Origin of the sequence: Neisseria blantyrii (assembly GCF_962747855.1) — a bacterium.
GTDB lineage: Bacteria > Pseudomonadota > Gammaproteobacteria > Burkholderiales > Neisseriaceae > Neisseria > Neisseria viridiae.
On record NZ_CAUIZY010000011.1, the window covers coordinates 46,224 to 60,378 of the forward strand.

The window sequence follows — 14,155 nt, forward strand, 5'->3', positions numbered from 1 at the left end:
ATGACGTTGAAATACTTGAGTCGGATTTTCAAGCAACTGATTTTTTAAAGGTTTGAAAAAGGAGATTTTAACACAGCCCTGAAGTTTTCCGGCGGTGGGGTAGTTTGAAAAAAATATGGCAAAATAGTTTGTATTCTTATTTACAAGTCATATAAATGTCCTGATAATATACCGTCCATTTACTTATAAACTGATACTTATGCTGGTTGCTTTTTTAATTATGTTGCGCGAGGGTATCGAAGCTGCACTGATTGTCGGTATCGTTGCGGGTTTTTTGAAACAGTCCGGACATTCCAAACTGATGCCTAAGGTCTGGTTCGGGGTTGTCCTTGCTTCTTTGATGTGTTTGGGTATCGGATACGGCATCCATTCGGCAACGGGCGAGATTCCCCAGAAGCAGCAGGAGTTCGTCGTCGGTATTATCGGTTTGGTTGCCGTCGCGATGCTGACTTATATGATTTTATGGATGAAAAAGGCGGCGCGTTCGATGAAGCAGCAGCTTCAGGACTCCGTGCAGGCGGCTTTGAACCGTGGCAGCGGTCAAGGATGGGCCTTGGTCGGTATGGCGTTTCTTGCCGTGGCGCGCGAAGGTCTGGAGAGCGTTTTTTTCCTGCTTGCCGTATTCAAACAGAGCCCGACGTGGCAGATGCCGGCTGGTGCGGTAGCGGGGGTTTTGGCTGCCGCCGTGATTGGCGCGTTGATTTATCAGGGCGGGATGCGCCTGAATCTGGCGAAGTTTTTCCGTTGGACAGGGGCGTTTCTGATTGTCGTTGCTGCCGGTCTGCTTGCCGGTTCGCTGCGTGCGCTGCACGAAGCAGGCATTTGGAACGCGCTTCAGGATATTGTGTTCGACTCATCAAAATATTTGCACGAAGACAGTCCGTTGGGCGTGCTGCTTGGCGGATTTTTCGGCTATACCGACCATCCGACGCAGGGCGAGGCCTTGGTTTGGCTGCTGTACCTTATTCCCGTCATGACTTGGTTTTTACGCGGCAGTAGGTCGTCTGAAACTTTAACCCGTAAAGAGGAGCTGAAATGAGAAAACTCAATTTGACTGCATTGTCCGTGATGCTTACCTTAGGTTTGACTGCTTGCCAGCCGCCGGAAGCGGAGAAAGCCGCGCCGGCCGCGTCCGGTGAGGCGCAAGCCGCCAACGAAGGCGGTTCGGTCAGTATCGCCGTCAACGACAATGCCTGCGAACCGATGAATCTGACCGTACCGAGCGGACAGGTTGTGTTCAACATTAAAAACAACAGCGGCCGCAAGCTCGAATGGGAAATCCTGAAGGGTGTGATGGTGGTGGACGAGCGCGAAAACATCGCCCCCGGGCTTTCCGACAAAATGACTGTAACCCTGCTGCCGGGCGAATACGAAATGACCTGCGGCCTTTTGACCAATCCGCGCGGCAAGTTGGTGGTTACCGACAGCGGCTTTAAAGACACCGCCAATGAAGCGGATTTGGAAAAACTGTCCCAACCGCTCGCCGACTATAAAGCCTACGTTCAAGGCGAAGTCAAAGAGCTGGTGGCGAAAACCAAAACCTTTACCGAAGCCGTCAAAGCAGGCGACATTGAAAAGGCGAAATCCCTGTTCGCCGCCACCCGCGTCCATTACGAACGCATCGAACCGATTGCCGAGCTTTTCAGCGAACTCGACCCTGTCATCGATGCGCGTGAAGACGACTTCAAAGACGGTGCGAAAGATGCCGGGTTTACCGGGTTCCACCGTATCGAACACGCCCTTTGGGTAGAAAAAGACGTATCCGGCGTGAAGGAGATTGCAGCCAAGCTGATGACCGATGTCGAAGCCCTGCAAAAAGAAATCGACGCATTGGCGTTCCCTCCGGGCAAAGTGGTCGGCGGCGCGTCCGAACTGATTGAAGAAGTGGCGGGCAGTAAAATCAGCGGCGAAGAAGACCGGTACAGCCACACCGATTTGAGCGATTTCCAAGCTAATGTGGACGGATCTAAAAAAATCGTCGATTTGTTCCGTCCGCTGATCGAGGCCAAAAATAAAGCCTTGTTGGAAAAAACCGATACCAACTTCAAACAGGTCAACGAAATTCTGGCGAAATACCGCACCAAAGACGGTTTTGAAACCTACGACAAGCTGAGCGAGGCCGACCGCAAAGCGTTACAAGCCCCTGTCAACGCGCTTGCCGAAGACCTTGCCCAACTTCGCGGCATACTCGGTTTGAAATAAGCCTTAAGCGTTCAGACGGCATTTGGCGACAGATGCCGTCTGAAATTTTATCTGCAAAACCGGAAAGGTATTGAAAAAGGCGGAGGTTTCCGTTCCCCGCGTTCCGCCGTATCGGATACAGAGTTTAAACAAAGGATAAAACATGAGTACGAATAACCCGACACAACCGACCAGGCGCACTCTCTTTAAAACTGCGATCGCAGCCGGAGCAGTCGGCGCAATCGGAGGTTATCTCGGCGGCAAAAAACAGGGCGAAACCGCCGAACGCACCGCTGAAAGCCAACACTCGCCCCAAGCTTATCCCTGCTACGGCGAACATCAGGCAGGCATCGTTACGCCGCAGCAGGCGTTTTCCATTATGTGCGCCTTCGACGTAACCGCGCAAAGTGCCAAGCAACTGGAAAACCTGTTCCGCACACTGACCGCCCGCATCGAGTTTCTCACCCAAGGCGGCGAATACCAAGACGGCGACGACAAACTTCCACCCGCCGGCAGCGGCATTTTGGGCAAAGCCTTCAACCCCGACGGGTTGACCGTTACCGTGGGGGTGGGCAGCAGCTTGTTTGACGGCCGATTCGGACTCAAAGACAAAAAACCGGTTCATTTGCAGGAAATGCGCGACTTCTCCAACGATAAGCTGCAAAAAAGCTGGTGCGACGGCGATTTGAGCCTGCAAATCTGCGCCTTCACCCCCGAAACCTGCCAAGCCGCCCTGCGCGACATCATAAAACACACCGCCCAAACCGCCGTTATCCGCTGGAGTATCGACGGATGGCAGCCTAAATCCGAACCCGGCGCAATGGCGGCGCGCAACCTGTTGGGCTTCCGCGACGGCACGGGCAACCCCAAGGTTTCCGATCCTAAAACCGCCGACGAGGTTTTGTGGACGGGTGTGGCCGCCAACAGCCTTGACGAACCGGAGTGGGCGAAAAACGGCAGCTATCAGGCAGTCCGCCTTATCCGCCACTTTGTCGAATTTTGGGACAGGACGCCGCTTCAAGAGCAAACCGACATTTTCGGGCGGCGCAAATACAGCGGCGCGCCGATGGACGGTAAAAAAGAAGCCGACCAACCGGATTTTGCCAAAGACCCCGAGGGCAATACCACGCCCAAAGACAGCCATATACGCCTGGCGAATCCGCGCGATCCCGAATTCCTCAAAAAACACCGCCTCTTCCGCCGCGCCTACAGCTATTCGCGCGGACTCGCCTCAAGCGGACAGCTTGATGTCGGGCTGGTGTTCGTCTGCTATCAGGCAAACCTTGCCGACGGATTCATCTTCGTGCAAAACCTCCTCAACGGCGAACCGCTGGAAGAATACATCAGCCCCTTCGGCGGCGGCTATTTCTTCGTGCTGCCTGGCGTGGAAAAAGGCGGCTTCTTGGGACAAGGGCTGCTGGGCGTATAAACCTGCCTGACGGACAAATGCCGTCTGAATCCGATAAGGGGTTCAGACGGCATTTTACTGTTTGGGCGGTCAGGCTTTTTTGACGAATTCAGATTTTAAATTCATCGCGCTGCCGTCGATTTTGCAGGCGATGTTGTGATCGCCTTCCTGTAGGCGTATGCCTTTGACTTTTGTACCTTGTTTGATCGTCATCGAGCTGCCTTTTACCTTGAGGTCTTTGATGAGGATGACGGTGTCGCCGTTTTGCAGTGCCGCGCCGTTGGCATCGAGCACTTCCGCCTCAAGGTCGGCGGCGGATTCGGTTTCATTCCATTCGTGGGCGCATTCGGGGCAGATGTATTGTCTGCCGTCTTCATAGGTGTATTCGGAGGCGCATTGCGGGCATGGGGGTAATGACATGGTTTGCCGTCCTTATCGGATGTTTGTTTCGGGATGCCGTCTGAAACCTGAAACCGGTTTCAGACGGCATTGTCGGGTTTTACCTGTGTTTCAAAACGGTGTCGGAACAGGGATGGGGTTGAATAAAACCATCTCGCCAAATAATCGGACGATGCCTGTCCGGCATTTCATAGGGCGACGCTTTATGTGTCGTCCTGTGTGTTGAAACGTATGGGCAAATCGGCGCAATCTTAAAACACGGTCTTTGTTCGGGAACAGTAGTATTTCATTATTGTTACTTAATTACTGCTCTTTGTGTTTCTGCTATCTTTTGCCTACGACGTATTTCAGATAAACGTATTAGTCCTTTATCATTCATACATTGTTCTACTAATATTGAACCACCATTCCACATATATTTGTCAGAACATTCTTTCCACGCAGCATCTGCTTTGGCTTGACTAACATGGCTACCTCTTGCCCAGTCATCATGAGGAATGCCGCCACTCATTCCATATTCAAGCCCATAGCATCCAGATAGTATGCAGCTAGTAAACAATGTAATAGTGATTACTTTCATTTTTTTACTCCTTGTTCTTTATATTTATCAGAAATATTTGGAATACCTGTTACTTCGCTAAATTGCTTGTTTTTTCGGGACGCTTCCAGCCTTCGATGACGGTTTGGCGGGCGCGGGCGAGGGCGAGTTTGTTGTCTTCGACATTGCGGGTAATCGTGCTGCCTGCGCCTGTGGTTACTTTGTTGCCCAGTGTGACAGGGGCAACCAGTACGCAGTTTGAACCGATGCGCACTTCGTCGCCGATGACGGTTTTGTGTTTGTGCACGCCGTCGTAGTTGGCAATAATCGTACCTGCGCCGAAGTTGGTTTTGCTGCCGACTTCGGCATCGCCGATGTAGGTGAGGTGGTTGGCTTTGGTGCCTTTGCCGATGGCGGCGTTTTTGATTTCGACGAAGTTGCCGACGTGTACGTCGTCTGAAAGGTGTGCTTGCGGACGCAGGCGGGCGTATGGGCCGATTCGGTTGTTTTCGCCGACTTCGCAGTCTTCGAGGTGGGAGAAGGCGGCGATTTTGCTGTTTGCGCCGATTTTGGCGTTTTTGATGACGCAGTTTGCGCCGATTTCGACGTTGTCGCCGATTTCGACTTCGCCTTCAAAGATACAGTTCACATCAATCACGACATCCTGTCCGTGTTTCAGACGACCCCGCAAATCGAAACGCGCCGGATCGCGCAGGGTAACGCCTGCTTTGAGCAATTCTTGCGCCTGTCCGGTTTGGAAGATGCGTTCGAGTTCGGCGAGCTGGAGTTTGTTGTTCACGCCGGCGGCGAGGTGGGAGGCGCGCACTCGGACGGGGCGGACTTTGATGCCGTCTGAAACGGCTTTGGCGATGAGGTCGGTCAGATAGTATTCGCCTTGGGCATTGTTGCTGGAAAGGCTGTTCAGCCAGTTTTCCAGTTTGGCGTTGGGCAGGACGAGGATGCCTGTGTTGATTTCGCGGATGGCTTTTTGGGCGGCACTTGCGTCTTTTTCTTCGACAATGGCGGTTACGCTGCCGTTGCCGTCACGGATGATGCGCCCCAAGCCTGTCGGGTCGGTGGGAACATCAGTCAACAGCCCGACTTCGTCGCCTGCGGCTTCGAGCAGGGTTTTGAGGGTTTCAACGTCAATCAGGGGAACGTCGCCGTACAACACCAGCGTGCGGCCTTCGGCAGACAGGTGCGGCAGGGCGGTTTTGACGGCGTGGCCGGTGCCGAGCTGTTCGGTTTGTTCGACCCAAACGACATTGCGTTTGACGGTGTCTAAAACTTGCTCTTTGCCGTGTCCGATGACGACGCAGATGTTTTGCGGATTCAGTGCGGCAGCGGTGTCGATAACGCGCTCAAGCATTGTTTCGCTGCCGATTTCGTGTAAAACCTTGGGCTTTTGCGAATACATGCGCGTGCCTTTGCCTGCGGCGAGGATGACGATGTTTAAAGTATTGTGTGGCATAGCGTTTTCCTGTGCGATGCCGTCTGAAGCGGCTTCAGACGGCATCGGGCGGGTTTATCGGTTTTGAAACTTTGGTTTTTGCCAGTGTTGGCGATGCTCTTCGTCGGCGTTGTTGCCGGTTTGGTTGGGTAACACGGTATGGCGTTCGGGGCGGTATTGGTTGTAGTTCATATTTTTCGAGTAGCTGCCGTCTTGGTAATAAACGGGTGTACCGGCAGGATATTTTTGACGGACGGCGGTCTTGCCGTTGCCGTCTTGATAAGTTTCCCACGCGCAGCCCGACAAAAGGGCGGCGGCGGCAGTTATCAGGATAAGGAAGGTTTTACGCATGGCTTTTCTTTCGTATTTTCAGGATTTAGGGGGTATTGTAATGATTTTGGCGGCGTTCTGACAAAGTTTCTGCATACTGTGCCAGTTGCGCCATATCGCGTGCGCAGGCATCGATAAAGGGTAGCGCGTGGGATTTTGCACCGAACCAGACGGTTTTCATGCCCAATGCTTTTGCCTGATGCAGGTTGTCCGCGCTGTCGTCCACCATAATGCAGCATTCGGGCGGTACGTCCAGCAGGCGGCAGACATTGAGATAGGCTTGCGGATTGGGTTTGTAGAGCAGGCCGAAATCATCCGTGCCGAACAGTGCGTCGAAACAGTTTTCCAAACCGAGTGCGCCGACAACGGCACGGACGTAAAACGACGGACCGTTGGAAAAAACCGCCTTGCGCCCGTTCAGACGGCATAGGGTGTGTTCCGTGTCCTCCATGCCGTGCAGCTTGGTCAGGATTGCATCGACCGGATGGCTTTCGCGTAAAAATTCCGCAATGTCAATTTCGGGATGGTGGATTTGCAGTCCGGCGAGCGTTGCGCCGTAACGGTGCCAATAGTCTTGACGCAGGTCGGACGCGGCGGATTCGGAGAGTTTGAGGCGGCGTGCCATATAGCGTGTCATAGAGCGGTTGATGAGTGTGAAGATGCCTGCGTCGGCATCGTGCAGCGTGTTGTCGAGGTCGAACAGCCACACGGTCGGGTTTTCTTGCATTTTGAACCGTGAAAATTTGTTAGAATGTTATTTTACAGCGAATAGAGGAGGACTCGGAATGAAACAGAAAATTTGGCTGCTGCCGCTGCTGGCGGTTTCGGCATACCTGCAGGCGCAGACGGAAGTCAGGCTGGCGGTGCATAAGTCGTTCAGCCTGCCCAAAGGGCTGATTGCGCGCTTCGAGCGGGCAAACAATGCGAAGGTGTCGATTATTCAGGCGGGCGGCGCGAACGAAATGCTCAACAAACTGATTTTGAGCCGTGCCAACCCGATTGCCGACGCGGTGTACGGTTTGGACAACGCCAATATCGGCAAGGCGCGGGAAATGGGTATTTTGGCGGCGGCGCAACCCGGATCCGCCCCCGTCGCGGTCGGGCTGCCTTCGGCTTTGGCGGTCGATTACGGCTATGTGTCCATCAATTACGACAAAAAATGGTTTGAAGGCAAAAAGCTGCCCCTGCCGCAAACCCTGCAGGATTTGACCCGCCCCGAATATAAAAACCTATTGGTCGTGCCGTCCCCCGCCACGTCGTCCCCCGGCTTGGGCTTCCTGATGGCGAACATCAGCGGGATGGGCGAAGAAGGCGCGTTCAAATGGTGGGCACAGATGCGGCAGAACGGCGTGAAGGTCGCCAAAGGCTGGAGCGAGGCGTATTACACCGACTTTTCGCACAACGGCGGCGCGTATCCGCTGGTGGTCGGTTATGCCGCCAGCCCAGCGGCGGAAGTGTATTTTTCCAAAGGCAAGTACAGCGAGCCGCCGACGGGCAACCTGTTTTTAAAAGGCGGCGTATTCCGCCAAGTCGAAGGCGCGGCGGTCTTGAAGGGTGCGAAACAGCCGCAGTTGGCGGCAAAACTGGTGCAATGGCTGCAAAGTCGGGAAGTGCAGCAGGCGGTTCCGTCCGAAATGTGGGTTTACCCCGCCGTCAAAAACACGCGCCTGCCTGATGTGTTCCGTTTTGCACAAGCACCGACGTACACCACCGCCCCCGCGCAGCGCGATATTGATGCGAACCAGCGCGGATGGGTTTCCCGTTGGATCAGGACGGTTTTGAAATAAAACAAGCATGCCGCCCCGCAGGGCTTCAGACGGCATTTTTACACCGGTGCCGATTCCGCAGCACGGGGCGGATGTTCGATCGAGAGGAAAAACAATGGACTTCAAACAATTTGATTTTTTACACCTGATGAGTGTTTCCGGCTGGGAGCATCTGGCTGAAAAGGCGTGGGCGTTCGGGCTGAACCTTGCCGCCGCGCTGCTTATTTTCCTGATTGGGAAATGGGCGGCGAAACGCATTGTCGCCGTGATGAGGGCAGCGATGACGCGCGCCAAGGTCGATGCCACGCTGATTAGCTTTTTGTGTAATGTTGCCAATATCGGCTTATTGATTTTGGTGATTATTGCCGCATTGGGTCGGTTGGGCGTTTCCACAACATCCGTAACCGCCTTAATCGGCGGCGCGGGTTTGGCGGTGGCGTTGTCCCTGAAAGACCAACTGTCCAACTTTGCCGCCGGCGCGCTGATTATCCTGTTCCGCCCGTTCAAAGTCGGCGACTTTATCCGCGTCGGCGGTTTTGAAGGGTTTGTCCGGGAAATCAAAATGGTGCAGACTTCTTTGCGGACGACCGACAACGAAGAAGTCGTGCTGCCCAACAGCGTGGTGATGGGCAACAGCATCGTCAACCGTTCCACACTGCCGCTGTGCCGCGCCCAAGTGGTTGTCGGCGTCGATTACAACTGCGATTTGAAAGTGGCGAAAGAGGCGGTGTTGAAAGCCGCCACCGAACACCCCTTGAGCATTCAAAACGAAGAGCGGCAGGCCGCCGCCTACATCACCGCCTTGGGCGACAACGCCATCGAAATCACACTGTGGGCCTGGGCACACGAGTCGGACCGCTGGACGCTGCAATGCGACTTGAACGAACAAGTGGTCGAAAACCTCCGCAAAGTCAATATCAACATCCCGTTCCCGCAACGCGACATACACATCATCAATTCTTAAACGCCGTCTGAAAGGGGAGTGGGAAATGGACGCATTGCACACCATCGCCCGAAACCTGACGAAAAAACGTCAAACCGTAAGCTGTGCCGAATCCTGCACGGGCGGAATGCTTGCCGCCGCATTCACAAGCGTTGCAGGCAGTTCGCAATGGTTCGACCAGAGTTTTGTAACATACAGCAATAAAGCCAAAGAAGACCGCTTGGGCGTGTTGCCCGAAACCCTGCTCGAACACGGCGCGGTCAGCCGCCAAACCGTCCGCGAGATGGCGCGAGGCGCGAAAGCCGTGGCGCAGGCGGATTACGCCGTCGGTATTTCCGGCATCGCCGGTCCGGGCGGCGGCAGCGAAAGCAAACCCGTCGGCACGGTTTGGTTCGGGTTTGCCTTTCCGGGCGGAAGTTGCGAAGAAATACGCCGTTTTGACGGCAGCCGCGAATCCGTCCGCGCGCAGGCGGTCGCCTTTGCGTTGGAAAGGTTGGCTGTGCTGATTGAAAACGGCGGCGATGCCGTCTGAACAAAATCTCCGTCTGAACACAATCCCCATCGGATAAAAAATGCCGTCTGAAACGTTTCGGGTTTCAGACGGCATTTTGTCGGGTTGGGCGGCGGTGCGGATTATTTCACTTTGCCTTTCAACGCGCCGTAGCCTGCCGCGTCCATTTGTTCCAGCGGGATGAATTTCAGGCTCGCGCCGTTGATGCAGTAGCGCAGCCCGCCTTTGTCGCGCGGACCGTCGGGGAAGACGTGTCCCAAGTGCGAATCGGCGGCGCGGCTTCTGACTTCGGTGCGGCGCATATTGAAGCTGAAATCATCGTGTTCGGTAACGGATTTTGCATCAATCGGGCGCGTGAAGCTCGGCCAGCCGCAGCCGGAATCGAATTTGTCGGCGGAGCTGAACAGGGGTTCGCCGCTGACAACGTCCACATAAATGCCGGGTTTGAACAGATGGTCGTATTCGTGGCTGAAGGCATATTCGGTCGCGCTGTGTTGGGTAACTTGGTATTGCTCTTCGGTCAGGGTGCGTTTGAGTTCGGCGGCACTTGGTTTTTTATACGTTGCCGCGTCGAAACCTTTGCCTTGCGGGGCGGCTTTGGTTTTGCCCGGCAGCGGTTCGTCGGCTTTGCGGATGTCGATGTGGCAGTAGCCGTTGGGGTTTTTAATCAGGTAGTCCTGATGGTATTCCTCGGCATCGTAGAAGTTTTTCAGCGGCTCGTTTTCAACAACGAGGGGAAGTTTGTATTTTTGCTGCTCGCGTTTGAGGGCGGCGGCGATGACGGCTTTTTCGGCAGGGTCGGTGTAGTACACGCCGCTGCGGTATTGCGTGCCGGTGTCGTTGCCTTGTTTGTTGAGGCTGGTCGGATCGACGACGCGGAAATAGTATTGCAGGATGTCGTCGAGGCTGAGTTTGTCGGCATCGTAGGTAACTTTGACGGTTTCGGCGTGACCCGTATGGCGGTAGGACACGTCTTCGTAGCTCGGATTTTTCGTTTTGCCGTTGGCGTAGCCGGATACCGCGTCAACCACGCCGTCTATGCGTTGGAAATAGGCTTCCAAGCCCCAGAAGCAGCCGCCTGCGAGGTAAATGGTGCGCGTATTCATGATTGCTGAATCCTTTTTCTGTGTGTCGGGTTTGTAGAACGAATTTTTCAGACGGCCCAAATCGGCATTCGGGTCGCGGATTAACGCCAATGCCTGCGCTTCGTTGATGCTGCCTTTGACGATGCGCTGCACGTCGCCGTCTTTACCGATTAACGCCCACGAGGGGTAAACGCCGATATTCAGGCTTTGGGCGATCGTGCCGCCGTTGTCGGTAACGACGGGCAGCTTGGGATAGTTCAAACCGGCATACCATTTTTGGAAGTCACCGTCTTTTTTCTCGTGCAAAAAGCCCGGGGAGGCGACGGTAATCAGGTTGGCGGAGCTGAATTTTGCATCCTGCGCCCATTTTTCGGTCTGCCCCAGTTCGGACAAACACAAAGGACACCAGCTCGCCCAGAATTTAATCAGCGTCGGTTTGCCTTTTTGCAAATAAACGTCTGCGGGGCGGTTGTCCGCGGTTTTTAATGTGGACAAAGTGTGCGGCACGGTCGCGGCTTCGGCATCGGCAATTTTGGGCGAACATGCGCCCAGCGCAAGCAGGCAGCCGAACTTGGCGCAAAGGGAAAAGAAAGTACGGTGTTTCATTTTGATGTTTCCTGTGTGGACGGTTTGTATGATTAGACGTTTGAGATGCCGAAACCTTACAGCCCGGATTTTCAGACAACCTTGCCGCGTAAAATACGCTACAATACGCCCTATTTCAAGTTTCTAAAATTAAAAGGAAAATTCAATGTTCAGCTTCTTCCGTCGCAAGAAAAAACAGGAAACGCCCGCCCAGGGAGAACCCCGTATTCCGGAAACCGCCGCCGAAACCGCAGACCGCGCCGAAGCCGCCGTTTCCCAAGAGTTTGAAACAAATCGGGAAAACACCGCCGAAAAAGCGGAAGGGACGGCGGCGGCAGGCGCAATGCCGTCTGAAGCGGTTGAAAAAGAAGCGGAACGCGTTGAATCCACAGAAGAAACCGTTGCCGCGATGCCGTCTGAAGTAGCCGATGCTGTTGAGGAAGCAGCGGAACAGGCTGAAGCGGTCAAGGAAGAAGCTGTTGAGGCAGTTAGCGAAGCTGTCGAGCAGGTTCAAGAAACCGTTGCCGAGATGCCGTCTGAAGCCGCCGCGCCAACCGGAGAATCCAAACCGAGCTGGGCGGCGCGTTTAAAACAGGGTTTGACCAAATCGCGCGACAAAATGGCGAAATCGCTGGCGGGCGTGTTCGGCGGCGGGCAAATCGACGAAGATTTGTACGAAGAGCTGGAAACCGTGCTGATTACCAGCGACATGGGCATGGAAGCGACGGAATACCTGATGAAAGACGTGCGCAACCGCGTCAGCCTCAAGGGGCTGAAAGACGGCAACGAGTTGCGCGGCGCATTGAAAGAAGCTTTGTACGACTTGATTAAGCCGTTGGAAAAACCGCTGGTCTTGCCCGAAACCAAAGAGCCTTTCGTGATTATGCTTGCCGGTATCAACGGCGCGGGCAAAACCACGTCTATCGGCAAACTCGCCAAATATTTCCAAGCGCAGGGTAAATCCGTATTGCTGGCGGCAGGCGATACTTTCCGTGCCGCCGCGCGTGAGCAGCTTCAAGCTTGGGGCGAGCGCAACAACGTAACCGTCATTTCGCAAACCACGGGCGATTCCGCCGCCGTCTGTTTCGATGCCGTCCAAGCCGCCAAAGCGCGCGGCATCGACATTGTGCTTGCCGACACCGCCGGCCGCCTGCCCACGCAGCTTCACTTGATGGAAGAAATCAAAAAAGTGAAGCGTGTGTTGCAAAAAGCCATGCCCGACGCGCCGCACGAAATCATCGTCGTGCTTGATGCCAACATCGGGCAAAACGCCGTCAACCAAGTCAAAGCCTTTGACGACGCATTGGGGCTGACGGGGCTTATCGTTACCAAACTCGACGGCACGGCAAAAGGCGGCATCCTCGCCGCGCTTGCCTCCGACCGTCCAGTTCCCGTCCGCTACATCGGCGTGGGCGAGGGTATAGACGATTTGCGTCCGTTTGACGCACGCGTGTTTGTGGACGCACTGCTGGATTGAGCCGAAATGCCGTCTGAAAACGGCAGACCGATGCCGTCATTCCCGCGCAGGCGGGAATCCAGTGTGTTCGGTTTCAGTTGTTTTTGGGTTTTGGGTAATTTCCAAATCGTCATTCCCACGAAAGTGGGAATCCAGACCTTCGGGCAGCGGCAATATTTAAAGATTATCTGAAAGTTTGAGGTTCTAGATTCCCGGTTTCACGGGAATGGCGAAGGGTTGCGGGAATGACGGAAATGGTGAAGTTTCAGACGGCATCATCCACCCTCCGCCGTCATTCCCACGAAAGTGGGAATCCAGACCTGTCAGCACGGAAACTTATCGGGTAAAAAGGTTTCTCTAGTCCCGAGTCCTAGATTCCCACTTTCGTGGGAATGACGGAATGTAGGTTCGTGGGAATGACGGTTTAGGTATTTTTATAGAAAGCCGTAGCGGTGGGCTTCAGCCCACCCATCCACCCATCCTACCAACTCCCCCACCTTATCCCCAAAAAACACCCCCGCGCTTGACACATCTACCGTATAAAATACCGAAACCGCCTCATACAGCATTTCACAAACCTTAACACCCGCGCGTAAAAACCGTATAAACCCGAAACCGCCGCCGCCATATCCCCTATAATTTCATCCAATAAAAAAAACGAGGCACATATCATGGCGAAAAAATTCCCCATTTCCCCAAAAAATCCGGAGCGCATCTGCTGGGGTTGCGACAAATATTGCCGCGAAGACGATTTGCAGTGCGGCAACGGCTGCGAGCGCATCCAACACCCCATTGAGCTGGACGGGCGCGAGTGGTACAAAAAAGGCGACTGGAGCAACCTCTTGAGCGAAGTCCAGCAAATCGAACTCGGTTTGAAAGAAGCCCCGAAACCCGCCAAACCCCATGTCAAACTCCCCCTCAAAAACAAAACCGGGTTGTAACGGCAGACCGTTTCCAGCAGATTGCAGGGTTGCGCCAATTATTTTTAGTTTCGGTAAAAACATAAATCCGCAGGACATTTTCGTAAGGCGGGCTTTATCCCACCAATTCCACCAATCCGCACCATCCTTATTAATGCAAAAACACAAACGGTAGAACGGCATTCCCGCTTAACGATGACAACCATTTTGCCGATTTATGTCCGCAACCCGATGCGTTTTTAAGGATGCGGCGGGCCGAATCTCATCGTTCCATACCGCTTTTACCAATTCAAATTCAAATTCCCTGCCGATTCCAAATACACATCCGCAACGTACAGGGCGTTCGCAAACCTGAATGGCGGGCTTCATCCCGCCAATCTGCACTGTTCCACTTTAACCCGCAAAAAATACCAGCTACCCCATCCCTAAAACCGCAAATACACGGTCAATGGCGGAATGATTTTGTCGGTTTGAGACCTTTGCAAAATTCCTTTTCCCCCAACAGCCGAACCCCCCAACACAGGTTTTCGGCTGTTTTCGTTTCAAATATCCACTAATTCTACCCCAATACCCCCTTAATCCT

The 14,155-nt window shown here is 54.1% G+C and carries 15 protein-coding genes; 9 read left to right on the forward strand and 6 right to left on the reverse strand.

Going from position 1 to position 14,155, the window contains the following annotated elements:
* Positions 1-199 precede the first annotated feature (199 nt).
* The 3 genes from efeU (at position 200) to efeB (ending at position 3,610) form a co-directional block, all read left to right on the forward strand.
* Positions 200-1,039 carry an iron uptake transporter permease EfeU gene (gene efeU, locus Q9J80_RS09060; RefSeq protein WP_118811889.1) on the forward strand — a complete coding sequence of 280 codons (840 nt, stop codon included), beginning with the start codon at positions 200-202 and terminating at the stop codon, positions 1,037-1,039.
* Complete coding sequence (gene efeO / locus Q9J80_RS09065; protein ID WP_301672871.1) at positions 1,036-2,202, forward strand: iron uptake system protein EfeO; 1,167 nt, start codon at positions 1,036-1,038, stop codon at positions 2,200-2,202. Before efeU ends, efeO begins: the two co-directional genes overlap by 4 nt.
* Before the next feature lie 142 nt (positions 2,203-2,344).
* Positions 2,345-3,610: an iron uptake transporter deferrochelatase/peroxidase subunit gene (efeB, locus tag Q9J80_RS09070; RefSeq protein WP_101148238.1), complete on the forward strand. Its 1,266-nt coding sequence runs from the start codon at positions 2,345-2,347 to the stop codon at positions 3,608-3,610.
* Between the two features lie 69 nt (positions 3,611-3,679).
* Here the strand turns inward: efeB and Q9J80_RS09075 are convergent, their stop codons facing one another.
* The 5 genes from Q9J80_RS09075 to Q9J80_RS09095 all read right to left on the reverse strand — a co-directional run bounded on the left by Q9J80_RS09075 (position 3,680) and on the right by Q9J80_RS09095 (position 7,033).
* Positions 3,680-4,009: a zinc ribbon domain-containing protein YjdM gene (locus Q9J80_RS09075; RefSeq protein ID WP_301672870.1), complete on the reverse strand. Its 330-nt coding sequence runs from the start codon at positions 4,007-4,009 to the stop codon at positions 3,680-3,682.
* A gap of 274 nt (positions 4,010-4,283) precedes the next feature.
* On the reverse strand, positions 4,284-4,568 hold the full coding sequence (locus Q9J80_RS09080; protein ID WP_301672869.1) for a hypothetical protein: 285 nt from the start codon (positions 4,566-4,568) through the stop codon (positions 4,284-4,286).
* 49 nt (positions 4,569-4,617) lie between these two features.
* Positions 4,618-5,997, reverse strand: a complete 1,380-nt coding sequence (gene glmU, locus Q9J80_RS09085) for a bifunctional UDP-N-acetylglucosamine diphosphorylase/glucosamine-1-phosphate N-acetyltransferase GlmU (RefSeq protein ID WP_301672886.1) — start codon at positions 5,995-5,997, stop codon at positions 4,618-4,620.
* Positions 5,998-6,051: 54 nt separating this feature from the next.
* On the reverse strand, positions 6,052-6,327 hold the full coding sequence (locus tag Q9J80_RS09090) for a spore cortex protein (protein ID WP_304672778.1): 276 nt from the start codon (positions 6,325-6,327) through the stop codon (positions 6,052-6,054).
* A 25-nt stretch (positions 6,328-6,352) separates the two neighbouring features.
* Complete coding sequence (locus Q9J80_RS09095) at positions 6,353-7,033, reverse strand: pyrimidine 5'-nucleotidase (protein WP_301672867.1); 681 nt, start codon at positions 7,031-7,033, stop codon at positions 6,353-6,355.
* Between the two features lie 58 nt (positions 7,034-7,091).
* On the opposite strand from Q9J80_RS09095, the gene Q9J80_RS09100 reads away from it, so the two are divergent.
* The 3 genes from Q9J80_RS09100 (at position 7,092) to Q9J80_RS09110 (ending at position 9,547) form a co-directional block, all read left to right on the forward strand.
* Complete coding sequence (locus Q9J80_RS09100; RefSeq protein WP_301672866.1) at positions 7,092-8,093, forward strand: thiamine ABC transporter substrate-binding protein; 1,002 nt, start codon at positions 7,092-7,094, stop codon at positions 8,091-8,093.
* Between the two features lie 94 nt (positions 8,094-8,187).
* Positions 8,188-9,036, forward strand: coding sequence for a mechanosensitive ion channel family protein (locus tag Q9J80_RS09105; RefSeq protein WP_301672865.1), 849 nt, complete (start codon positions 8,188-8,190; stop codon positions 9,034-9,036).
* A 25-nt stretch (positions 9,037-9,061) separates the two neighbouring features.
* Positions 9,062-9,547 carry a CinA family protein gene (locus Q9J80_RS09110; protein ID WP_301672864.1) on the forward strand — a complete coding sequence of 162 codons (486 nt, stop codon included), beginning with the start codon at positions 9,062-9,064 and terminating at the stop codon, positions 9,545-9,547.
* Between the two features lie 101 nt (positions 9,548-9,648).
* Here the strand turns inward: Q9J80_RS09110 and msrAB are convergent, their stop codons facing one another.
* Positions 9,649-11,217, reverse strand: a complete 1,569-nt coding sequence (msrAB, locus tag Q9J80_RS09115) for a bifunctional peptide-methionine (S)-S-oxide reductase MsrA/peptide-methionine (R)-S-oxide reductase MsrB (protein WP_301672863.1) — start codon at positions 11,215-11,217, stop codon at positions 9,649-9,651.
* A gap of 145 nt (positions 11,218-11,362) precedes the next feature.
* On the opposite strand from msrAB, the gene ftsY reads away from it, so the two are divergent.
* The 3 genes from ftsY to Q9J80_RS09130 all read left to right on the forward strand — a co-directional run bounded on the left by ftsY (position 11,363) and on the right by Q9J80_RS09130 (position 13,593).
* Positions 11,363-12,673, forward strand: coding sequence for a signal recognition particle-docking protein FtsY (gene ftsY, locus Q9J80_RS09120; protein ID WP_301672862.1), 1,311 nt, complete (start codon positions 11,363-11,365; stop codon positions 12,671-12,673).
* Between the two features lie 6 nt (positions 12,674-12,679).
* On the forward strand, positions 12,680-12,844 hold the full coding sequence (locus tag Q9J80_RS09125; RefSeq protein WP_301672861.1) for a hypothetical protein: 165 nt from the start codon (positions 12,680-12,682) through the stop codon (positions 12,842-12,844).
* A 479-nt stretch (positions 12,845-13,323) separates the two neighbouring features.
* Positions 13,324-13,593, forward strand: a complete 270-nt coding sequence (locus Q9J80_RS09130) for a DUF3079 domain-containing protein (protein WP_301672860.1) — start codon at positions 13,324-13,326, stop codon at positions 13,591-13,593.
* Positions 13,594-14,155: the final 562 nt, after the last annotated feature.